The organism is Streptomyces sp. NPDC012888, from assembly GCF_042900645.1.
Lineage (GTDB): Bacteria > Actinomycetota > Actinomycetes > Streptomycetales > Streptomycetaceae > Streptomyces.
The window spans coordinates 89,144-110,753 of sequence record NZ_JBIBBM010000019.1 but is presented as its reverse complement, the minus strand read 5'-3'; the positions used below and the strand labels follow the sequence as shown (position 1 = coordinate 110,753).

Below are 21,610 nucleotides of genomic sequence, written 5' to 3'. Positions count from 1 at the left end.
TTGATCGGGTGAGGCTCCCTACAATCCGTCCACATCTTTGAGCTCATCACGTCAAGGAGGACGTATGACGGGGCTCTTCACCCCCACCGCAGCCGCGGTACTCACCGATGACGATCGAATGATCGTCATTGTGATCGCGGCAGTAGCAGTAGCAGCACTCGTCGTCGCCCAGCTCCTGGTCCGCCAGGTGCTCGCCGCCGACGAAGGCACCGACAGCATGAAAAAGATCGCCGCGGCCGTCCAGGAAGGCGCCAACGCGTACCTCGGCCGCCAGTTGCGCACCCTCGGCGTGTTCGCCGTCGTCGTGTTCTTCCTGCTCTTCCTCCTGCCCGCCGACAACTGGTCGCAGCGGGCGGGACGTTCCGCCTTCTTCCTCGTCGGCGCCCTCTTCTCGGCGGTCACCGGCTACATCGGCATGCGACTGGCGGTCCGCGCCAACGTCCGCGTCGCCGCGGCCGCCCGCGAGGCCACCCCCGCCGAGGGCGAGCCCGAGAAGGACCTCACCACCGTGGCCCACAAGGCCATGCGGATCGCCTTCCGCACCGGCGGCGTCGTCGGCATGTGCACGGTCGGCCTCGGCCTCCTGGGCGCCTCCTGCGTCGTCCTCGTCTACGCCGCGGACGCCCCCAAGGTGCTGGAGGGCTTCGGCCTCGGAGCCGCGCTGATCGCCATGTTCATGCGTGTCGGCGGAGGCATCTTCACCAAGGCCGCCGACGTCGGCGCCGACCTGGTCGGCAAGGTCGAACAGGGCATTCCGGAGGACGATCCGCGCAATGCCGCGACCATCGCCGACAACGTGGGCGACAACGTCGGCGACTGCGCGGGCATGGCGGCCGACCTCTTCGAGTCCTACGCCGTCACCCTGGTGGCCGCCCTGATCCTCGGCAAGGCGGCCTTCGGCGACCTCGGCCTGGCCTTCCCCCTCATCGTCCCCGCCATCGGCGTGATCACCGCGATGATCGGCATCTTCGCGGTCTCCCCGCGCCGCTCCGACCGCAGCGGCATGTCCGCCATCAACCGCGGCTTCTTCATCTCCGCCGTCATCTCCCTGGTGCTGGTGGCGGTCGCCGTCTTCGTCTACCTGCCCTCCACCTACAAGGACCTGGCCGGCGTCGAGAACGCCGCGATCAGCAACCACCCCGGCGACCCGCGGATCCTCGCCCTCGTCGCCGTCGCCATCGGCATCGTGCTCGCCGCCCTCATCCAGCAGCTCACCGGCTACTTCACCGAGACCAACCGGCGCCCCGTCCGCGACATCGGCAAGTCCTCGCTGACCGGCCCGGCCACCGTGGTCCTCGCCGGCATCTCCGTGGGCCTCGAATCGGCCGTCTACACCGCGTTGCTCATCGGCCTCGGCGTCTACGGCGCGTTCCTCCTGGGCGGCACCTCGATCATGCTCGCCCTGTTCGCGGTCGCCCTGGCCGGCACCGGCCTCCTCACCACCGTCGGCGTCATCGTCGCCATGGACACCTTCGGCCCCGTCTCCGACAACGCCCAGGGCATCGCCGAGATGTCCGGCGACGTCGAGGGCGCCGGCGCGCAGGTCCTCACCGACCTCGACGCCGTCGGCAACACCACCAAGGCCATCACCAAGGGCATCGCCATCGCCACCGCGGTGCTCGCCGCGGCCGCGCTCTTCGGCTCGTACAGCGACGCGATCGCCGGGGCCATCAAGGAGGTCGGCGTCAAGACCGGGGACATGGCCCTCAGCCTGGACATCGGCCAGCCCAACAACCTGGTCGGCCTGATCCTCGGCGCCGCCGTCGTCTTCCTGTTCTCCGGACTGGCCATCAACGCGGTCTCCCGGTCCGCCGGCTCGGTCGTCTACGAGGTGCGCCGCCAGTTCCGCGAGCACCCCGGGATCATGGACTACTCGGAGAAGCCCGAGTACGGCCGCGTCGTCGACATCTGCACCAAGGACGCGCTCCGCGAACTCGCCACGCCCGGCCTGCTCGCCGTCATGGCGCCCATCGCGGTCGGCTTCACCCTCGGTGTCGGCGCCCTCGGCTCCTACCTGGCGGGCGCCATCGGCTGCGGCACCCTGATGGCCGTGTTCCTCGCCAACTCCGGCGGAGCGTGGGACAACGCCAAGAAGCTCGTCGAGGACGGCCACCACGGCGGCAAGGGCAGCGAGGCCCACGCCGCGACCGTCATCGGCGACACCGTCGGCGACCCCTTCAAGGACACCGCCGGCCCGGCCATCAACCCGCTGCTCAAGGTGATGAACCTGGTCGCGCTGCTGATCGCCCCCGCGGTCGTGCAGTTCAGCTACGGCGACGACGCGAGCCCGGTCGTCCGTGCCGTCGTCGCGGCCTTCGCGATCGCCGTCATCGTCGGCGCCGTCTACGTGTCGAAGAAGCGCGGCATCGCGGTCGGCGAGGAGGGCGGCGACGGGGCCACCGAACGCGTCGGCCAGCAGGCCGATCCCGCGGTGGTCTCCTGACCCAGGAGGTACGCCCGAACGGCGGACGGGCGGCGCGGACTGACGCGCCGTCCGTCCGCCTTTCTGCGAGCCCGGATGGTGGGCGTGTATCTTCCGGCCGAGAGCCTTGGGAAGGGACCAATCCGGTGAAGAAGAAGCTTGCGGCCGCCCTCGGTGGCGGTGCGGTGCTGATGCTCGTGCTGTCCGGGTGCGGCGACGACGGCGAGGAGAAGACCAGCGGCTGGGCCAAGAAGGTCTGCGACAGCTGGCAGCCGCAGCTCAAGAAGATCGAGGACGCCAACGCCCAGATCAAGCGCGTGGCCGGGGAGAGCAGCAAGCCGGAGGAAGTCCAGCAGACCGACTCCGCGGCCTTCCAGACCCTCGCGGACGCCTACAAGGCGATCGGCGCGGGGCTGAGCAGCGCAGGGGAACCGCCGGTCAAGGACTCCCGGCCCAGCATGGAGGCCGCGGTCAAGGACTTCACCGCCACCTCCCAGGGCTACGCCGACCTCAAGGCGAAGATCGACGCCCTCGACCCCAAGGACCAGGCGAAGTTCGCGGCCGGCCTGCAGGAACTCGCGGACGGTCTCGACAAGGTCGCCGCCAGCGAGAAGACCGCCAAGGACAAGCTGAAGTCCGCCAACCTCAGCGACCCGCTGGCCAAGCAGCCCGGCTGCCAGATCACGACGTCCTCGCCCGCGGCGGGCTGAGCCGCCGCCCCCGCCGGGCGCCCCGGCGGGGGCGCGCCCGCCGGTCGTACGGAAAGCGCGCGGCAGCCGACACAATGGGCGGGTGAGTACCGCCAGCCTTCCCACGCCCGACCGTGCCGCCGCGCTCCGTGCGGCCCTGCTCTCCGCCGGCTTCACCGCCGACGGGCTGCTCGACCTGCTCGGCGCCCCCGCGTACGCCGCGCTCGCCCGCAGCGAGACGGTCCCCGCCCTGCGCGCCACCCGCGGGGACGGCCCCCTGCCGAGCCTGGTCCGGTTGTTCCTGCTCCAGCGACCCGTTCCGTACGCCCGCGCCGCGGCCGCCCTGCCCGTCGAGGACGCGCTGGCCGACGGCTGGCTGCGCCGCGGCGAGGGTCCCGCCGGCGAGGACCTCGTGCACGCCACCGTCGACGTACGCCCCTACGGCGGGCCCGACGGCGAGGACTGGTTCATCGTCTCCGACCTCGGGTGCGCGGTCGGCGGCGCCGGCGGCATCGGCAGCGGCGAGGAGGGCGTCGTCCTCGGCGTCGGCGGCGCCTCCACCACGCTGGCCGGGATCACCGTCCGGACCCCCGTCGGCTCCGCCCTCGACCTCGGTACCGGCTCCGGCATCCAGGCCCTGCACGCCTCCCGGCACGCCACCCGGGTCACCGCCACCGACGTCAACCCGCGCGCCCTGGACTTCACCCGGCTGACCCTCGCCCTGTCCGGGGCGCCCGAGGCCGAACTGCTCACCGGGTCCCTCTTCGAGCCGGTCGGCGACGCCACGTACGACCTGATCGTGTCCAACCCGCCGTTCGTCATCTCCCCCGGCGCCAGGCTCACCTACCGGGACGGCGGCATGGGCGGCGACGACCTGTGCCGCACCCTGGTCCAGCAGGCCGGCGCCCACCTCAACCCCGGCGGCTACGCCCAGTTCCTCGCCAACTGGCAGCACGTCGAGGGAGAGGACTGGAAGGACCGGCTCCGCTCGTGGGTGCCGCGCGGCTGCGACGCCTGGATCGTGCAGCGCGAGGTCCAGGACGTCACCCAGTACGCCGAACTGTGGCTGCGCGACGCGGGCGACCACCGCACCGACCCGGGCGAGTACACGCGGCGGTACGAGGACTGGCTCGACGAGTTCGAGGCCCGCAAGACCCGGGCCGTCGGCTTCGGCTGGATCACCCTGCGCCGTTCCGACGCCGAGACGCCCTCGATCGTGGTGGAGGAGTGGCCGCACCCGGTGGAGCAGCCGCTCGGCGAGACCGTGCTCGCCCACTTCGCCCGCCAGGACTACCTGCGCGACCACGACGACGCCGCCCTGCTGGAGGGCCGCTTCCAGCTGGCCGCCGAGGTGGTGCAGGAGCAGGTCGGCGCGCCCGGGGCCGAGGACCCCGAACACGTGGTGCTGCGGCAGAACCGCGGCATGCGGCGCGCCACCAAGGTGGACACGGTGGGGGCCGGGTTCGCCGGCGTGTGCGACGGCTCACTGAGCGCCGGGCGGATCCTGGACGCCATCGCCCAGCTGGTCCAGGAGGACCCGGTCCTGCTCCGGGACCGGACCCCTGAGTCGATCCGGCTGCTCGTGGAGCAGGGGTTCCTGGAGCCCGCCGGCTCCGGCGCCCCCACCGCCGGCTAGGTGCGGCGCGTCCGAACCGGACCCCGACCCCCGGACCCCGAACCCCGATTTCACCCCCGGTTCGTCCGCCGTACCCCTGGACCTGACAGGGTCGCGCCAGAGGGACAGCCGAGGGGATCCGGGGGGATCCCCGGAGCGGCTCCGGGGGAAGGGGTACGGCATGGACGTTCTTCCGGCGGCATTCGCCGCCACGGTGTTCCTGCTGTTCGGAGCCGCTCTGCTGGCCTGGACGGGGGCGCGCCTCGTGCACCGCGCGCCGGTCGCCGAGGGCGCGCGCCCCGTCGTGGCCGTCCCCGTGGCCCTGCTGGCCGGTCTGGGCGCGCTCGCCCTCGGGGTGTGGTGCCTCGGCCGGCTCTGAGCGCTCCGAGTCCGCGCCCGGGTCGCGGGGGCCGGGAGGGGCCCGGCAGCGCCACCGGACGGCCCCACCGGTGGGGGCCAGACGGCCCCCGGGCGGCCCCGCGGCGGTGACCGGGAACTGCCCGGCGCGGTATCCGGGCGGCACGAAGGGCACTAGTCGGGTTACCGTTCGAGTGGCCGTTGCGGGCTTGTGCCGTTTGACACGGGGGCGGGTTGTACCGTCACACTCCGCAGCGTCGCCGTACTGCGACCGAGTGCCGACCGGAGAGAAGAGCCAAGTTGTCCCCGACTAGCGAGACCGCACAGGGCGGCCGCCGACTCGTCATCGTCGAGTCCCCTGCCAAGGCGAAGACGATCAAGGGCTACCTCGGCCCTGGGTACGTCGTCGAGGCCAGCGTCGGGCACATCCGCGACCTCCCGAACGGCGCCGCGGAGGTACCCGAGAAGTACACGGGCGAGGTCCGCCGCCTCGGCGTGGACGTCGAGCACGACTTCCAGCCGATCTACGTCGTGAACGCGGACAAGAAGGCCCAGGTCCGCAAGCTGAAGGAACTGCTCGCCGAGTCCGACGAGCTCTTCCTCGCCACCGATGAGGACCGCGAGGGCGAGGCCATCGCATGGCACCTCCAGGAAGTCCTCAAGCCCAAGGTCCCGGTCCACCGGATGGTCTTCCACGAGATCACCAAGGACGCGATCCGCGAGGCCGTCGCCAACCCGCGCGAGCTCAACCAGCGCATGGTCGACGCCCAGGAGACCCGCCGCATCCTCGACCGCCTCTACGGCTACGAGGTCTCGCCGGTCCTGTGGAAGAAGGTCATGCCGCGGCTGTCGGCCGGCCGCGTCCAGTCCGTCGCCACCCGCCTCGTCGTCGAGCGCGAGCGCGAGCGCATCGCCTTCCGCTCCGCCGAGTACTGGGACCTCACCGGCACCTTCGGCACCGGCCGGGCCGGCGACCCCTCCGACCCGTCCTCGCTGGTCGCCCGCCTGAACTCGGTCGACGGCCGGCGCGTGGCGCAGGGCCGCGACTTCGGCTCGAACGGGCAGCTCAAGAACGACGCCCTGCACCTCGACGAGGCGAACGCGCGCGCCCTGGCGGCCGCGCTGGAGAACACCTCCTTCAGCGTCCGGTCGGTCGAGTCCAAGCCGTACCGCCGCTCGCCGTACGCCCCGTTCCGTACGACCACCCTCCAGCAGGAGGCCTCGCGCAAGCTCGGCTTCGGCGCGAAGGCCACCATGCAGGTGGCGCAGAAGCTGTACGAGAACGGCTTCATCACCTACATGCGTACGGACTCCACGATCCTCTCGGACACCGCGGTCGCCGCGGCCCGGGCGCAGGTCACCCAGCTGTACGGTGCCGACTACCTGCCGGCCCAGCCGCGGGTCTACGCCGGCAAGGTCAAGAACGCGCAGGAGGCGCACGAGGCGATCCGGCCTTCGGGTGATCGTTTCCGCACGCCCGCCGAGACCGGTCTGACCGGCGACCAGTTCCGGCTGTACGAGCTGATCTGGAAGCGGACCGTCGCCTCCCAGATGAAGGACGCGACCGGCAACTCGGTCACCGTGAAGATCGGCGGCACCGCGAGCGACGGCCGGGACGCCGAGTTCTCCGCATCCGGCAAGACCATCACCTTCCACGGCTTCATGAAGGCCTACGTGGAGGGCGCGGACGACCCGAACGCCGAGCTCGACGACCGCGAGCGCCGCCTGCCGCAGGTCGCCGAGGGCGACGCCCTCACCGCCTCCGCCATCACGGCGGACGGCCACGCGACCAAGCCGCCGGCCCGCTACACCGAGGCGAGCCTGGTCAAGGAGCTCGAGGAGCGGGAGATCGGCCGCCCGTCGACGTACGCGTCGATCATCGGCACCATCCTCGACCGCGGCTACGTGTTCAAGAAGGGAACCGCCCTGGTGCCCTCCTTCCTCTCCTTCGCCGTGGTCAACCTGCTGGAGAAGCACTTCGGCCGGCTCGTCGACTACGACTTCACCGCGAAGATGGAGGACGACCTCGACCGCATCGCGCGCGGCGAGGCGCAGTCGGTTCCGTGGCTGAAGCGCTTCTACTTCGGCGCCGAGGAGGAGGTCTCCGACGCTTCCGCCGCCGGCAACGGCGACGGTGACCACCTCGGCGGCCTGAAGGAGCTGGTCACGGACCTGGGTGCGATCGACGCCCGCGAGATCTCCTCCTTCCCGGTCGGCGAGGGCATCGTCCTGCGCGTCGGCCGTTACGGCCCGTACATCGAGCGCGGCGAGAAGGACGCGGAGGGCCACCAGCGGGCCGACGTCCCGGACGACCTCGCGCCCGACGAGCTGACCGTCGAGTACGCCGAGCACCTGTTCTCCAAGCCGAGCGGCGAGTTCCCGCTGGGCAAGGACCCGGTCACCGGCCACGAGATCGTCGCGAAGGACGGCCGCTACGGCCCGTACGTGACGGAGATCCTCCCCGAGGGCACGCCGAAGACCGGCAAGAACGCGGTCAAGCCGCGCACGGCCTCGCTGTTCAAGTCCATGTCGCTGGACACGGTCACCCTCGACGACGCGCTGAAGCTGATGTCGCTGCCGCGGACGGTCGGCACCGACGCGGAGGGCGTGGAGATCACGGCGCAGAACGGCCGCTACGGCCCGTACCTGAAGAAGGGCACGGACTCGCGGTCGCTGGAGACCGAGGACCAGCTCTTCACGATCACCCTCGACGAGGCCCTCGCCATCTACGCCCAGCCGAAGGCCCGCGGCCGGGCCGCGGCCAAGCCGCCGCTGAAGGAACTGGGCACCGACCCGGTCAGCGAGCGGCCGGTGGTCGTCAAGGACGGCCGGTTCGGGCCGTACGTGACGGACGGCGAGACCAACGCGACGCTGCGGCGGGACGACGACGTCGAGACGATCACCCCGGAGCGGGGGTACGAGCTGCTCGCGGAGAAGCGGGCCAAGGGGCCGGCGAAGAAGACGGCGAAGAAGGCGCCGGCGAAGAAGACGACGACGGCGGCCGCGGCGAAGAAGACGGCGGCCAAGAAGACGACGGCCGCCAAGAAGACGGCGGCGAAGAAGACGACGACGGCCAAGAAGACGACGACGGCCGCGGCGAAGAAGACGGCGGCGAAGAAGACCGCCGCCACGCCGCCGGAGGCCTAGCCGGCCCGGGCCCCCGCCGGCGCTGGAGGCGCGGGGCCCGTTCGCTCGGCCGCAGCTCTGGTCGGGCCCGCTCGAGCGTCCCCCGATTACCGCTGGGAGGTGCTCCCAGCTCGGGCTGGAAGTGCCGCTGCGCGGCATTCCCCCGGCACCGACCGGCCGGGCGGGCACGTCCGGTCTCGCCGGCGTTTGAGGCGCGGGGTCCGGGGCGGAGCCCCATGCGCTCGGGCGGAGCTCCCGCTGGGCCCGCTCAATCGCCGCTCGGGCTTGGGGGTGCGGCCCCCGCTTCGTGCCGTGGGGCGGCACTTCCAGCCTCGCCGGCGTTCGAGGCGCGAGGTTCGGGGCGGAGCCCTGAGTGCTGGGTCGGAGCTCCGGCTGGGCCCGCTCGGGGTGCCGCTTGGGCTTGGGGTGCGGCCGACGCTCCTGGGTGCGGGGCGGAGCTCGCGGGGCGCTGCGGCCGGTGGTGGCGCCGGGGGCCGGGGTTCTTGGGCCGTGGTCTTGCGGGCGCAGCGGATAGGCTGGGCGGATGACGCGAACCGAGCAGCCGACGGTCGTGCCGTCCGGGAAGGACCCCGTGAACCCCACCTACGACGAAGCCCTCGCCGCGGACTCCCGCGAGCGCGCGGTGCGGGCCCTGCTGCGCACCCCCCGGCTCCGCCGGCTGTGGAGCGCCCAGCTGGTCAGCGGCATCGGCGACGTCCTCGCCCTGCTCGTGCTGGTCCTGCTGGCCCTCCAGGCCGCCGTCGTCGAAGGCGCCTTCGGCGGTGGATACCGCGGCGCCGCCCTCGCCGTCGCCGCCGTCTTCGGGGTGCGCATCCTCGCCACCCTCCTCGCCGGCGCCGTCCTGCTCGGCCCGCTGGCCCGGCTGACCGCCCCCCGGGAGCACGGCGGCAAGCTCGACCGCCGCTGGACCATGATCGGGGCGGACGGGCTGCGGATCGCCCTGTTCGTCGTCGCCCCGCTCTGGCTCGACTGGATCCCCGCGCACGCCCTGACCGCGCTGCTGGCCACCGTCTTCGTCGCCGGGGTCGCCGAGCGCCTGTGGACCCTGGCCAAGGAGAGCGCCGCCCCGGCCCTGCTGCCGGAGCCGCCCCTGGAAGGGGCTGCCGTACGGCCGCTCCCCGACCACCTGGACGCGCTGCGCCGGCTGACGCTGCGCACCGGGTTCGCCGCGCTGCCCGCGGCCGCCGCCGCGCTGCTCCTCGCGTCGCTCGTCGGCAAGGTCCTCGGCCTCGGCGTCGACTGGTTCGCGCAGAACCGTGCCGCCCTCGGCTCCTACGTCGCCGCCGGCCTGTTCGCCGCCTCCGTCTCGCTGCTGCTGCCGCTGGTCCTGCCCGGCACCAAGACGCCCCGCCCGCGCTCACCGCTGGAGGGCCTGCGCGCGCCCAGGACCGGCGACCGGCCGGAGAAGGGCCGTACGGGCGCGGTCCCGCTGCTCGTCCTCGCCTGCGCCGCGGTCGCCGGGGCCGTGTCCTGCGCGGTCGCCGTGGCCGTGCTGCACGCCTTCGACCTCGGCGGCGGCCCCACCGCGTTCGCCCTGATGGTGCTCGCCCTGAGCGCCGGCACCGCCGCCGGCATCCGGGCCGCCCAGGCCGGCAAGGTGCTGCCCGGACTCTCCCGCCGCCGCCTGCTGGCCCTGGCCATAGCGGTCACCGGGATCGCACTGCTGCTGATGGGCCTCGTCCCCGACCTCGCCACCGTTCTGTTCCTCGCCGCGCTGGCCGGTACCGCCGCCGGCGTGTCCGCCAACACCGGCCACACCCTGCTCGACCAGGAGACCGAGGAGTCCCGCCGGGCCCGGATCACCGAGCACCTGCACGCCGTCGTACGCGTCGCCATCGCCCTCGGCGCGGTCGCCGCACCCGTCCTCGCCGCGGCGATCGGGCCGCACCGCCTCGGCGGCGCCCGGGCCGCCCTCGCGCACGGCGGTGCCGCCTACACGCTGATGCTCGTCGGCGCGCTGCTGCTGCCGGTGGCCGTGACCGTACTCGCCCGTGCCGACGACCGGCGCGGCGTACCGCTCCGCCGTGATCTCCGCGAGGTCCTGCGCGGCGGCGAGCCGGACCAGGCGCCCTCCACGACCGGCTTCTTCATCGCCCTGGAGGGCGGCGACGGAGCCGGCAAGTCCACCCAGGTGCAGGCGCTCGCCGACTGGATACGGAGCAAGGGCCACGAGGTCGTGGTGACCCGCGAACCCGGCGCCACCCCCGTCGGCAAGCGGCTCCGCTCGATCCTCCTCGACGTGTCCTCCGCCGGGCTGTCCAACCGCGCCGAGGCCCTGCTGTACGCCGCCGACCGGGCGGAACACGTGGACACCGTGGTCCGGCCAGCCCTGGAGCGCGGCGCGGTGGTCATCTCCGACCGCTACATCGACTCCTCCGTGGCCTACCAGGGCGCCGGCCGCGACCTGTCCCCGACCGAGATCGCCCGGATCTCGCGCTGGGCGACGGACGGCCTGGTGCCCAACCTGACCGTGCTGCTGGACGTGTCCCCGGAGACGGCCCGCGAGCGGTTCACCGAGGCCCCGGACCGGCTGGAGTCCGAGCCGGCCGAGTTCCACCAGCGGGTACGGGCCGGGTTCCTGACCCTGGCCGCCGCGGACCCGGGCCGCTACCTGGTGGTGGACGCCGGCCAGGACCCGGAGGCCGTCACCACCGTCGTACGGCACCGGCTGGACCGGATGCTCCCGCTCTCCGAGGCCGAGGTGCGGGCCCTGGAGGAGGCCCGCCGGCGGGCCGAGGAGGAGGCCCGGCGCAAGGCCGAGGAAGAGGCGGCGCGCAAGGCCGAGGAGGAGCGCCTGCGCGCCGAGGAGGAGCGCAAGCGGGCCGAGGAGGAGGCGCGGCGCAAGGCCGAGGAGGAAGCCGCCCGGCTCAGGGCCGAGGAGGAGGCCGCCCGCAAGGCCGAGGAGGAGCGGCAGCGCGCCGAGGCGGAGGCCCGCGCCCGGGCCGAGGCCGAGCGGGCCCGCGCCGAGGCCGAGGAGAAGGCCCGCAAGGCGGAGGAGGAGCGGCTGCGCAGGCAGGCCGAGGAGGAGGCCCGGCTGCGGGCCGAGGCGGAGGAGAAGCGCCGCGAGAAGCAGCGCCGGGCCGAGGAGGCCCTGGTGAAGGCGGAGGAGGCGCGCCGGCTGGCCGCCGCCGCCGCGGCGGCGCAGGCCGCACAGGCCGCCCAGGCGGCGCAGGCGGCGCAGGCCGCGGCCGCCGCCGAGGCCCAGGCCCGCGCCGCGGCCGCTCCCCGCGTCGGCCTGACCAAGGAGCCCCCGGCCGAGTCCACGGCCCCTGCCCCGGCCCCGGCCGCGCCCGAGCGCCCCGTGCACCCGGACGACGCGGTGACCGTGGAGACCCCGATCGTCGCCACCGGTCCCGACCGGCGCGTGGTCAAGCCGGACGACATCACCGAGACCGTGCCCGTGCCGAAGGTGGTGGACCCGGCGGCCGAGACCGCCGTGCTGCCGCCGGTACCCCCGGCCGGCGCGGCCGACGACACGGCCGTCCTGCCGCCCGTGCCCCCGGCCGGCGCGGCCGACGAGACCGCGGTGCTGCCGCCGGTGCGCCCGGGCGAGGCGCCGGTGGACCGGGTGCCGCCGGACTTCTTCCGGGACTCCCGGACCGGCGGCTCCGACACCACCCGCGAGCTGCCGGCCCTCGACGAGTCCGGCCGCCCGAGGCGCCGCTCGGACTGGGCCGAGGAGACCCCGCTGGACGACCTCCCCACGCTGGCCGACGAACTGCTCGGCCCGCGCCGGGACGAGGACGACCCGTACGACGCGGACCGCGGGGACGGCGGGGACGACGGCGGCGCCCCGCGCCGCCGCAGGCGCTGACGCGCTGACCCGCTGACGACGAGTGCCGGCCGGAAGCGGGCTCCGGCGGGCGACGGCGGGGGCACCGGCCCGGCGCGGGCCGGGCTGTCGGTGGCCCCCGCCACAATGGGGGACGGAACGAGTGACCGGAGCGGAGAGGAGGCGGCGGCATGGCCGTATGGGACGACCTGGTGGGTCAGGAGCGCGTGCAGACGCAGCTCGCCGCCGCCGCGCGCGACGCGGACGCGCTGGTCACCGCCACCGAGGCCGGCCGGCCCGCGCCCGCCGCCTCCAAGATGACCCACGCCTGGCTGTTCACGGGGCCGCCGGGCTCCGGCCGGTCCACCGCCGCCCGCGCCTTCGCCGCCGCCCTCCAGTGCACCAGCCCCGACCGCGCCCTCGGCGGGGAACCCGGCTGCGGCTTCTGCGACGGCTGCCACACCACCCTCGTCGGCACCCACGCGGACGTCGAGATCGTCCGTACCGACCTGCTGTCCATCGGCGTCAAGGAGACCCGGGACCTGGTCCGCCGCGCCCAGCTGTCCCCGGCCGTCGGCCGCTGGCAGGTGATCGTCCTGGAGGACGCCGACCGGCTCACCGAAGGCGCCGGCAACGTCCTCCTCAAGGCCGTCGAGGAGCCCGCCCCCCGCACGGTCTGGCTGCTGTGCGCGCCCTCCCTGGAGGACGTGCTGCCCACGATCCGCTCCCGCTGCCGGCACCTCACCCTCCGCACCCCGCCCGTCGCCGCCGTCGCCGACGTCCTGGTCCGCCGCGACGGCATCGACCCGGCTGTCGCCGCGGCCGCCGCCCGCGCCACCCAGGGCCACATCGACCGGGCCCGGATGCTGGCCACCGACGAGCGCGCCCGCGCCCGCCGGGCCTCCGTGCTGAAGCTCCCGCTGCGCGTGGACGACGTCGGCGACTGCCTCAAGGCCGCCCAGGAGCTCGTCGACGTCGCCGCCGAGGAGGCCAAGCAGGTCGCCGAGGAGATCGACGCCAAGGAGACCGAGGACCTGAAGGCGGCCCTCGGCGCCTCCGCCGGCACCGGCGGCCGCATGCCGCGCGGCACCGCCGGCGTGATGAAGGAGCTGGAGGACAAGCAGAAGCGCCGCCGCACCCGCACCCAGCGCGACAGCCTCGACCTCGCCCTCACCGACCTGACCGGCTTCTACCGGGACGTGCTCGCCCTCCAGCTCGGCTCCACCGTCGCCATCGCCAACGAGGAGGTACGGCCCGACCTGGACCGGATCGCCCGCGCCTCGGGACCCGAGCGGACCCTGCGCCGCATCGAGGCGATCCGCGCCTGCCGCGAGGCCCTCGACCGGAACGTGGCCCCGCTGCTCGCCGTGGAGGCCATGACCATGGCCCTCCGCGCGGGCTGACCCCGGCGGGCCGGACCCGCCCCGGTTGACCGTTCACCCGTACGGGCCGCCGCCCGGCGCGACCGGGTGGTCCGCGCCGCCCGGCGGCGGCACCGGCCCGCCAAGATCACGTCCGGCCGTCCCCGAGGCCGTACGCTCCGGGGATGGACACCAGTCGCCTGCTGCGCACCACCGGAACCGTGATCGCGGCCGCCGGGCTGCTGCTCTCCGGCTGCACATCGGGCGGGACGGTTCCGCGCGCCTCAGCCCAGCCCTCGGAGACCTCGGCGGCCCTCCGCCCGTACTACGCCCAGAAGCTGCGCTGGCGCGACTGCGGTGTGCCCGGCTTCCAGTGCGCGACGATGAAGGCCCCGCTGGACTACGCCCGCCCCGAGTCCGGCAAGGACGTCGAGATCGCGGTGGCCCGCAAGAAGGCCACCGGCCCCGGCAAGCGGCTGGGCTCGCTGGTGGTCAACCCGGGCGGCCCCGGCGGATCCGGCATCGGCTACCTCCAGGCGTACGCGGGCATCGGCTACCCGGCCCAGGTCCGGGCCCGCTACGACATGGTCTCCTTCGACCCGCGCGGGGTGGCCCGCAGCTCCCCGGTGGAATGCCTGACCGGGCCGCGGATGGACGCGTACACCCAGGTGGACCAGACCCCGGACGACGCCGGCGAGCGGGCCCGGCTGGTGGCCGCGTTCAAGGAGTTCGCGGACGGCTGCGCACAGCGCTCCCGGTCCGTCCTGCCGCACGTCTCCACGGTGGAGGCGGCCCGCGACATGGACCTGCTGCGGTCGGTCCTCGGCGACGAGAAGCTGAACTACGTCGGCGCCTCCTACGGCACCTTCCTCGGCGCCACGTACGCGGACCTCTTCCCCGACCGGGTAGGCCGGCTGGTCCTCGACGGCGCCCTGGACCCCACCCTCGCCGCGATCGACCTCAACCGCGACCAGACGGCCGGCTTCGAGACCGCGTTCCGCTCCTTCGCCCGCGACTGCGCCAAGCTGGCCGACTGCCCGCTGGGCCGGGGCACCCCGGAAGAGGTCGGACGGCGGCTGAAGGACTTCTTCCGCAAGCTCGACGCCCAGCCCGTGCCCACCGGCGAGGCTGACCGCCCGCTCGGCGAGGCCCTGGCCACGACCGGCGTGATCGCGGCGCTGTACGACGAGAGCGCCTGGCCGCAGCTGCGGGAGGCGATCACCCAGGCGATGGACGGCGACGGCTCCGGCCTGCTGGCCCTCGCGGACACGTACTACGAGCGCGAACCGGACGGCAAGTACGCCAACCTGATGTACGCGAACGCCGCCGTCAACTGCCTGGACCAGCCGCCGGCCTTCACCGGCCCGGAAGCGGTCGAGAAGGCCGTCCCCTCCTTCCAGAAGGCCTCCCCGGTCTTCGGCGCCGGCTTCGCCTGGGCCGCCCTGAACTGCGCGTACTGGCCGACCAAGGCCACCGGCGCCGCCCGCGAGCTGCGCGCGAAGGGTGCGCCCCCGATCGTGGTGGTCGGCACCCTCCGCGACCCGGCGACCCCGTACAAGTGGTCGAAGGCCCTGGCCGGCCAGCTGGACTCCGGGGTGCTGCTGACCTACGACGGCGACGGCCACACGGCGTACGGCCGCGGCAGCGACTGCATCGACACCGCGATCAACACCTACCTCCTGGAGGGAACCCCGCCCCAGGACGCCAAGAAGTGCACCTGACACAACCCGGTTCGGGGCACCCCTGCGAACCCTGTAGACTTAGCGCCGCTGCTGGCAGTTCCGCTGTCCACGCAGCATTGCCGCCTTAGCTCAGTTGGCCAGAGCAACGCACTCGTAATGCGTAGGTCTCGGGTTCGAATCCCGAAGGCGGCTCAGGACTAGCCCAGGTCAGATCTTTCTGACCTGGGCTTTTCTGTTGCCCGAGGCAGATGGGTCAAGGATGGTGACGCCCTCGGCAGGTGCATGTGAGCCCGACGTGAGCGAGCCGGCCGGGGTGCGACCACTCGCCGTTCTCCTGGGGGGAGAGCCGCCCGGTGTCCTGCCACGCCTCGCCCGACGGGGGCCGTGCAGCAGCCCTTGCCCTGGGCCAGCCCACGGGGCCGGGGTCGGGGTCGGGCTTGGGGGGACATCGCTGAAGCCGGCGGCGCCGCCAGGTGATCAAACCCCTGAGGGGGTGTCGTCGGCGTTGTTCCTGGGAGCGGTGTGGCTTGTCCGCCCGACCAGGAGCATTCTTGATGTTGGGACCCTGGTACGGGTTCCATCGAGTGGCTGTTCGGCTCCGGGCCGGGCGCCCGGTGCCGGCATCGCCCTACGGCACTGCCGGATCAGGGTTGCGCAGCCCGCGCGGTGGGAGGCACCTGGATGGCAGCCGCACGGCATGGGGAGGCGGATCGCTCCGAGAGTTTCGGGGAGGAGCTGTTGGGTGGGCTCCTGGACCTCGCCCCGGAACTGCCGCCTCATCTGGTCGGTCCGGTCCTGGCCGGCACGGTGGCTCGGCTGGGAGGGCGGCAGCCGCAGATCCTTCTCCAGGACTACGGGCAGGAGAGGCTGGTCCCACTGGAGGGGGAGGGGCTGGTGGGTGGGGAACCGCTGCGCATCGACCGCTCGGAAGCGGGCCGGTGCCTTCTCACGTCCCGGCCGGTCGAGCGTGTGCTGAGCGAGGGCGTACGGGTCTATGCGCCGCTGTGGCACGGTGGCGACCAGGCGGGGGTGCTGGCAGTCACGCTGGACAGGGTCGATGACGATGATCGCCGGATCCTGCGCAGGATCGCGGGTCTGATCGCCGACATGATGGAGAGCAAGAACGGCTACACGGACATCTTCTTCCGCACCCGGCGCAGCGAGCCGATGAGCGTTGCCGCGGAGATTCAGTGGTCGCTGATGCCGCCACTCGGCATGGTGACGCCGCGGATCAGCGTCGCCGGAGTCTTGGAGCCCGCCTACGACGTGGCGGGCGACAGCTTCGACTACGCGCTGAACGGGGACACCTTCCACCTCGCGATGATCGACGCGATGGGCCACGGCCTGAACGCGGCCACGATGGCCACGGTAGCCATCGGCGCGTACCGGCACGCCCGCCGGATCAGCATCGAGCTCGCCGAGATCTACCTCTTCATGGACCGGGCAGTGGCCGAGCAGTTCGCCCCCGACCACTTCGTCACCGCTCAGATGATGCGCGTGGACACCGACACGGGCCACCTCCAGTGGGTCAACGCAGGACACCCTGCCCCGATGCTGATCCGCGGGCATCGCGTCGTGGGCCGCCTGGACAGTCCCACAACCCTGCCCGTCGGTTTCGGAGGAGCACAGCCGCAGGTCAGCGAGGTGGTGCTCGAACCGGGGGATCGCATCCTCTGCTTTACCGACGGGCTGATCGAAGAACACGAGAGCGGGCAGGAACAGTTCGGCGAGGACCAGCTGATCGACTGGGTGAACCAACTGGAGAAGACGGACAGAGGGGTCCGCGCGGTCGCCCGGGACCTCTCGCACACGCTCAAGCGGGCACGCGGAGAAGTCACCTCGGACGACGCCACCCTCGTGCTGGTCGAATGGCGCGAATGACGCAGGGGCGTCTCGGTGCGGCAGGGCGGTAAGGGGGTCCGCCTGCCTGAGGGGGCCGCCGACACTTCACCGCCGGCGAATCGCTGCTGTGCTCTCACGGTATTCCGCAAGCCTGTGATCAGGCCGTCCGTGAGCGCCGCCGGCCGGTGTTCCCGGTTTGGGCGTCACCCGTCTGAAACGTCTCGTCGGACCACGCCACGGAGTAGGCTGGGATTACCGGGAGTAACTCGTGCACCCGCTCCCAGGCGGACGTCGTTTCCGGCGATCAAGACATGGTGCCGCTGCAGGGCGGCCCGGGGATGAGTCCGCGATCATGGCTACCACCGCGTTCTCGGTACGTTTGGCCCTGACGCCGAAGACCGCCCTCGCCGGCCTGTTGGACGGCGCCTGGTGGCCCAGGTCACGCGATCTCGCAGCCGAGCTTCCGCCACTGGTCGACGCGATGGAGGGCCGCTTCGGGCGCATCACGCGCGTCACGGCGAACCCCACCTGCTGGCCCTACATCCCGCACAGGGTCCCCGTCGCAGGGCACACCGTGCAGCTGGAATGGTTCACGGAACAGGATTCCGACAAGATGATCATGCTCCATCACGCCGGCGGCCGCTGCGACCTGCTGGTGATCCCGCCCGAGACCGAACCCGCCGCAGCAGCTCGGCTCATGACCGCCGCCACCCTCCCCGGCAACGTCCGGGGCGTCGGCACCCTGATGACCGACGAAGCCGCGACCGGCCTCCGCACCCGTAACGCCCGAAGCGGCGAAGACGCCCGGGAGGCCACCACACCACAGGGCTCCGATGCCGGCTCCGGTCCCACGCGCGGACAGGGGACGGACAGCTCGGTCAAGAGGAGCTGAAGGGTTTTGGGTGGGGGTGGGTGGGGGAAGGCGCGGGGCCCGGAGGGGGGTGGGAAGGATGTGGCGGGCGTGGTTCAGGTGACGGCTGATGTGCTGGGTGCGCCGTGCTGGCTCAGCCTCATGGCGCGGGATCTGGGTGCGGCCCAGCGGTTCTACGGCGCCGTGCTCGGGTGGACCTTCCGGAAGGAGGGGTTCGGGCAGGCGTCCGCCGTGGCCGAGCTCGACGGGGTGCCGGTGGCCGGGATAGGGGCCCTCGCGGTCAAGCTGTCCGTGCCGGTGGCCTGGATGCCGTACTTCGCGGTGGACGACGCGGACGCAGCCGTGGGGCGGATCCGGGAGCGGGGCGGCACCGTCGGCGTGGGGCCGGTGTCCTATCCGCCCGGCGGTCGGGCGGCGCTGGCCGCCGACCGCGAGGGGGCGGCGTTCGGGATCTGGGAGGGACGGGTGCTGTCCGAGTGGCGGGTGGGGGACGGCGAGGCCCCGGCCTGGCTGGAGCTGCACACGAGGAACGCCTTCGACGCGGCCGTGTTCTACGGCGAGGTCCTGGAGTGGGCTGATCACGGGGGCGGTTGTGAGGTCTCGTACGAGGAGGACCAGGTGGTCCTGCGGCACGGCGGTCAGGCGGTGGCCCGGCTGAACAGCGGCCCGGTCGAGGAGGCGGCGGAGAAACCGCAGCTGCGGCCGCGGTGGCTGGCGCACTTCAAGGTGCCCGCGCTGGGTCCGGCCAAGGCCGCGGTGCTCGACAACGGGGGGTCACTCGTCACCGACGCCCCCTGGCCCGGCGCCGGGCACCGGCTCACCGTGCGGGACCCGGACGGCGGTCTGTTCAGCCTGGAGGGGGCGGCCTGATGGACCCCCGCGACCGGCTGGCCGAGTACCGCCGGCGCCGCGACTTCTGCCGGACCGGCGGCTGAGCAGCGCGGGCGCCGGCTGAGGCGTCCGGACGCGGGGTACTGGGCGTCGGGGTACGGCCCCGTCAGGCCAGGTCGTCGCCGGCCAGGCGGAGGGCGAGCCCCTGGAGGATCCCGTCGCTGTGCGGTTCGACGCCGGTCTCGTCGTAGGCGTCGGCGACCGCGTCGAAGGCCATGATGAACCCGTTGACCAGCGCGCTCAGCGGATCGGAGAGCTGCTCCAGCACCGCGAGGCCGGCCTCCTCGGGCCGGGCGCCCACCGGGACGGTGAACTGCGCGGGGATCACCTCGCCCAGCAGGTCCGAGACGAGACTCTCCTCGACGTCGGCGCGGAGGGCCGTCAGCGCGGCGATGGCCTTGAGCTTGATCTCGTTCTCGGTCATGCCCCGAGGCTAGGCCGTCCCTTCCGGATCCGGCCTGACCCGCGCCGCAGGCGGGCCCGGTGCCCGGTGCCCCGTGTCGGGCGCGGCGGGCCGCCGGTGAGAATGGGCCCGGGTGCGCAGGGAGGGAGAGGAGAGGGACATGGACGACAGGCCGGTGGTACGGGTTGCCGGGGAGGACGACCTGGAGGTGGCGGCCCGGCTGTTCCGCGGCTACCTGGACTTCTACGAGGTCGAGGTCGAGGACGAGGACCGCCCCCGCGAGTTCCTCGCGGCGCGGATGAAGGCGGGGGAGTCGCTGGTGCTGCTCGCGGACCTCCCCGGAGGAGGGACCGTCGGCTTCGCGCAGGTCTACCGGACGTTCTCGTCGCTGTCGATGCGGCCGCTGTGGATCCTCAACGACCTGTACGTGGCCCCGGCCGGGCGCCGGACCGGCGCGGGACGGGCCCTGCTGCGGGAGACGCTGCGGCGGGCCCGGGCGGCGGACGCGTCCGGGGTGCAGCTGGAGACGGCGTACGACAACCGGGTGGCGCAGGCCCTCTACGAGTCGGAGGGGTTCGTCCGGGAGGAGTTCCACGCCTACTTCCACGGTCTGGAGGACGTGTCCGGAGAAGGCTGAAACATTTCCGCCCCGCCATCGCGTCGATGAGGTGACACGGCGGTACGGAGGGGGAGTTGATGCATCAACGGCGGGGCAGGGAGGGTTTCCGGGAGTTCGCGGAGGGCCGGACCGGCCAGTTGTTCCGGTCGGCCTGCCTGCTGACGAGCGGGGACACCCACCTGGCGGAGGACCTGGTCCAGGAGACCCTGGGCCGGATGTACCTGCTCTGGGGCAGGGTGTCCCGCATCGACAACCCGGCCGCGTACGCGCAGACCGTGCTCGTCCGCGCCTTCCTGACCCACCGCCGGCGGCGTTCGGCGGCCGAGCGGCCGGTCGGGGAGTTCCCGGAGCCGGTCCGGCCGTCCCCGGCGGGGGACGGCGGCGATCCGCTGCTGCGGATGACCCTGCTGGGGGCCCTGGGGCGGCTGACGCCCAAGGACCGCGCCGTGCTGGTGCTGCGTTACTGGGAGGACCGCAGCGTCGAGGAGACCGCCGAGGCGATGAACGTCAGCTCGGCGGCGGTACGGACCCGCAGCTCCCGCGCGCTGGCCCGGCTGCGGCAGGAACTGGGCGGCAGTCTGGCCGAGTTCGCCGCCCACTGACGGACCGCGAACGCGGAACCGCAGCCCTCGGCCCCACAGCCCGCGGCCCGCAGTACAGCGCACAGCGACCTCTCTTTTCGAACAGACGCGTACAACAGATGCGGAAGGTCTGGTTCCTCATGCCCTTCGAAGACGAACTCGGCGATGCCCTCCGGCGCACCGGCGACGGATTCACCACCGACCAGCGCACCCTGATCGACGGCGGCGAGCGCCGAGGACGCCGCATGGTGGCCCGCCGCAGGGCGGCCGTCGTCACCGGGACGGTCCTCGTCATGGCCGTGGTCGGCGGCATCGGCGCGTACTCCGGCGGCCTGATCGGCGGCGCCGGTGACGAGGGCGGCTCGACCGGAGTGAACGTCGCCGCGCTGCCCGCCCCGGGCGCCGGCTCCGGAGCCGTCACGGCGGAGCAGATGACCGCCAAGCTGAAGGCGCTGATGCCGCCGGGCGGACAGCTCACCGGCACCGAGGCCCGGGGCACCGCCGACGGGCCGATGGCCTACGGCGTCTACGACGACGGCAAGGGCCAGGGGGCCGTCAGCATCGGCCTCTACCGGACCGACCCCCAGGGCCCCCAGGCCCGCGAGCTGACCGAATGCCCGGAGAAGCGCCTGGTCGACTTCGAGAGCTGCACGTCCGAGCGGCTGCCCGACGGCTCCCGGCTGCTCCTCCTGAAGGGGTACGAGTACCCCGACCGCCGCGAGGACACCAAGTGCTGGCGCGCCACCCTCGTCACACCGCAGGGCTTCCTGGTCGACGCATCCGAATGGAACGCAGCGGCGCAGAAGGGCGCGCCGGTCAGCCGGCCCGAACCGCCGCTGAGCCTGGACCGGATGAAGACCCTGGTCACCTCCACCACCTGGCACGACGCCCTGAACGACCTGCCGCCCGCCGGCCCCCAGCAGACGCCCCCCGCGGCGTCGCCGGTCGACGCCCCGGTGGTCCTGCGTTCCCTGTTGAAGGAGACCGGGATCCCGGTCACCGTCACGGGCGGCGAGAGCGACTACGGCTACGCGGTCCTCGACGACGGCAAGGGCGAGTCCATGGTCCAGGTCAACGTCCAGGCCGGCATGGGCGAAGCACTCGAGCCGGTGTTCGCCGCCGCGGGCACCGTCACCCTGCCCGACGGCACCAAGGTGCGCACCGAACAGGGCCCGGGCGAGAAGGGCTGGAAGAACGTGGTCAAGTGGACGGTCGACACCCTGCGGCCGGACGGCCGGCGGGTCGTGATCTCCGCGTTCAACTCCGGTTCCCAGAACAGCCCGACCACCCGGAGCAAGCCCGCCCTGACGATGGAACAGCTGAAGGAACTCGCTCTCGACCCCAAGTGGTTCGGCTGA

At 73.2% G+C, this 21,610-nt stretch carries 15 protein-coding genes and 1 tRNA gene; 15 read left to right on the top strand and 1 reads right to left on the bottom strand.

Features of this window, described 5'->3' with window-relative positions:
- Window positions 1-64 precede the first annotated feature (64 nt).
- The 12 genes from ACFY61_RS28350 (at window position 65) to ACFY61_RS28295 (ending at window position 18,628) form a co-directional block, all read left to right on the top strand.
- Window positions 65-2,443, top strand: a complete 2,379-nt coding sequence (locus tag ACFY61_RS28350; RefSeq protein ID WP_389476514.1) for a sodium-translocating pyrophosphatase — start codon at window positions 65-67, stop codon at window positions 2,441-2,443.
- 125 nt (window positions 2,444-2,568) lie between these two features.
- Window positions 2,569-3,132, top strand: a complete 564-nt coding sequence (locus ACFY61_RS28345; protein ID WP_389476512.1) for a small secreted protein — start codon at window positions 2,569-2,571, stop codon at window positions 3,130-3,132.
- Window positions 3,133-3,214: 82 nt separating this feature from the next.
- A complete protein-coding gene (locus ACFY61_RS28340; RefSeq protein ID WP_389476510.1) occupies window positions 3,215-4,747 on the top strand; it encodes a methyltransferase in 1,533 nt (510 codons plus the stop codon).
- A 160-nt stretch (window positions 4,748-4,907) separates the two neighbouring features.
- Window positions 4,908-5,105, top strand: coding sequence for a hypothetical protein (locus ACFY61_RS28335; RefSeq protein ID WP_389476508.1), 198 nt, complete (start codon window positions 4,908-4,910; stop codon window positions 5,103-5,105).
- A 278-nt stretch (window positions 5,106-5,383) separates the two neighbouring features.
- Window positions 5,384-8,230: a type I DNA topoisomerase gene (topA, locus tag ACFY61_RS28330; RefSeq protein WP_389476506.1), complete on the top strand. Its 2,847-nt coding sequence runs from the start codon at window positions 5,384-5,386 to the stop codon at window positions 8,228-8,230.
- Window positions 8,231-8,753: 523 nt separating this feature from the next.
- On the top strand, window positions 8,754-12,044 hold the full coding sequence (gene tmk, locus ACFY61_RS28325; protein WP_389476504.1) for a dTMP kinase: 3,291 nt from the start codon (window positions 8,754-8,756) through the stop codon (window positions 12,042-12,044).
- A 149-nt stretch (window positions 12,045-12,193) separates the two neighbouring features.
- On the top strand, window positions 12,194-13,405 hold the full coding sequence (locus ACFY61_RS28320; protein ID WP_389476502.1) for a DNA polymerase III subunit delta': 1,212 nt from the start codon (window positions 12,194-12,196) through the stop codon (window positions 13,403-13,405).
- 143 nt (window positions 13,406-13,548) lie between these two features.
- A complete protein-coding gene (locus ACFY61_RS28315; protein ID WP_389476500.1) occupies window positions 13,549-15,084 on the top strand; it encodes an alpha/beta hydrolase in 1,536 nt (511 codons plus the stop codon).
- Between the two features lie 79 nt (window positions 15,085-15,163).
- Window positions 15,164-15,237 (top strand) — tRNA-Thr (locus ACFY61_RS28310).
- Window positions 15,238-15,726: 489 nt separating this feature from the next.
- Entirely contained in the window at window positions 15,727-16,926 is a 1,200-nt protein-coding gene (locus ACFY61_RS28305; protein ID WP_389476498.1) for a PP2C family protein-serine/threonine phosphatase, read from the top strand.
- 313 nt (window positions 16,927-17,239) lie between these two features.
- Window positions 17,240-17,779 (top strand): DUF5994 family protein, encoded by a 540-nt coding sequence (locus ACFY61_RS28300; protein ID WP_389476496.1) that lies wholly within the window; start codon window positions 17,240-17,242, stop codon window positions 17,777-17,779.
- Window positions 17,780-17,899: 120 nt separating this feature from the next.
- Window positions 17,900-18,628, top strand: a complete 729-nt coding sequence (locus ACFY61_RS28295; protein WP_389476682.1) for a VOC family protein — start codon at window positions 17,900-17,902, stop codon at window positions 18,626-18,628.
- Window positions 18,629-18,755: 127 nt separating this feature from the next.
- On the opposite strand, the gene ACFY61_RS28290 is transcribed toward ACFY61_RS28295, so the two are convergent.
- On the bottom strand, window positions 18,756-19,073 hold the full coding sequence (locus tag ACFY61_RS28290) for a hypothetical protein (RefSeq protein ID WP_389476494.1): 318 nt from the start codon (window positions 19,071-19,073) through the stop codon (window positions 18,756-18,758).
- Between the two features lie 139 nt (window positions 19,074-19,212).
- Here ACFY61_RS28290 and ACFY61_RS28285 point away from each other — a divergent pair, with 139 nt between their 5' ends.
- From ACFY61_RS28285 to ACFY61_RS28275, 3 genes are all read left to right on the top strand, one after another.
- The gene (locus tag ACFY61_RS28285) at window positions 19,213-19,689 is read left to right on the top strand and encodes a GNAT family N-acetyltransferase (protein WP_389476492.1); all 477 of its coding nucleotides are present in this window, start codon (window positions 19,213-19,215) and stop codon (window positions 19,687-19,689) included.
- Between the two features lie 59 nt (window positions 19,690-19,748).
- A complete protein-coding gene (locus ACFY61_RS28280; protein WP_389476490.1) occupies window positions 19,749-20,273 on the top strand; it encodes a SigE family RNA polymerase sigma factor in 525 nt (174 codons plus the stop codon).
- A 119-nt stretch (window positions 20,274-20,392) separates the two neighbouring features.
- The gene (locus ACFY61_RS28275; RefSeq protein WP_389476488.1) at window positions 20,393-21,610 is read left to right on the top strand and encodes a hypothetical protein; all 1,218 of its coding nucleotides are present in this window, start codon (window positions 20,393-20,395) and stop codon (window positions 21,608-21,610) included.

Bases quoted from the DNA above. Each gene is read 5' to 3' on its own strand.
- ACFY61_RS28350 (WP_389476514.1), top strand. From the start codon at position 65: ATGACGGGGCTCTTCACCCCCACCGCAGCCGCGGTACTCACCGATGAC.
- ACFY61_RS28335 (WP_389476508.1), top strand. From the start codon at position 4,908: ATGGACGTTCTTCCGGCGGCATTCGCCGCCACGGTGTTCCTGCTGTTC.
- tmk (WP_389476504.1), top strand. From the start codon at position 8,754: ATGACGCGAACCGAGCAGCCGACGGTCGTGCCGTCCGGGAAGGACCCC.
- ACFY61_RS28320 (WP_389476502.1), top strand. From the start codon at position 12,194: ATGGCCGTATGGGACGACCTGGTGGGTCAGGAGCGCGTGCAGACGCAG.
- ACFY61_RS28315 (WP_389476500.1), top strand. From the start codon at position 13,549: ATGGACACCAGTCGCCTGCTGCGCACCACCGGAACCGTGATCGCGGCC.
- ACFY61_RS28305 (WP_389476498.1), top strand. From the start codon at position 15,727: ATGGCAGCCGCACGGCATGGGGAGGCGGATCGCTCCGAGAGTTTCGGG.
- ACFY61_RS28300 (WP_389476496.1), top strand. From the start codon at position 17,240: ATGGCTACCACCGCGTTCTCGGTACGTTTGGCCCTGACGCCGAAGACC.
- ACFY61_RS28295 (WP_389476682.1), top strand. From the start codon at position 17,900: ATGGCGCGGGATCTGGGTGCGGCCCAGCGGTTCTACGGCGCCGTGCTC.
- ACFY61_RS28290 (WP_389476494.1), bottom strand. From the start codon at position 19,073: ATGACCGAGAACGAGATCAAGCTCAAGGCCATCGCCGCGCTGACGGCC.
- ACFY61_RS28285 (WP_389476492.1), top strand. From the start codon at position 19,213: ATGGACGACAGGCCGGTGGTACGGGTTGCCGGGGAGGACGACCTGGAG.
- ACFY61_RS28280 (WP_389476490.1), top strand. From the start codon at position 19,749: ATGCATCAACGGCGGGGCAGGGAGGGTTTCCGGGAGTTCGCGGAGGGC.
- ACFY61_RS28275 (WP_389476488.1), top strand. From the start codon at position 20,393: ATGCCCTTCGAAGACGAACTCGGCGATGCCCTCCGGCGCACCGGCGAC.